At 63.5% G+C, this 271-nt stretch carries 1 protein-coding gene; it reads right to left on the reverse strand.

Annotated features, from left to right (window positions below):
• The coding region (locus AAEY83_RS15255) for a GTPase (RefSeq protein WP_351060244.1) at positions 1-271 on the reverse strand (271 nt) is incomplete at both ends.

Raw genomic sequence — 271 nt, forward strand, 5'->3', positions numbered from 1 at the left:
GCATGCGGTTGACCAGGGTCGACTTGCCGACGTTCGGACGACCGATGATGGCGATCTTGATCCCGTCTTTTTCGCTCGGACCAGGAATGCGCTTGGCTTCCTCGCCTTCGGCAACGACTTCTTCCTCTTCACCTTCAGCCGGCTCGTCATCATCGCGCGGGAATTCGCTCAGAGCGGCTTCCAGCAATTGCGTGATGCCACGGCCGTGGGCGCCGGCGATCGGGATCGCGTGGCCCATGCCCAGCGGGGCGAATTCGGCGCGGGCCATTTC

Source organism: Psychrobacter sp. TB20-MNA-CIBAN-0197, from assembly GCF_040309765.1.
GTDB classification, from domain to species: Bacteria; Pseudomonadota; Gammaproteobacteria; order Pseudomonadales; family Moraxellaceae; genus Psychrobacter; species Psychrobacter submarinus.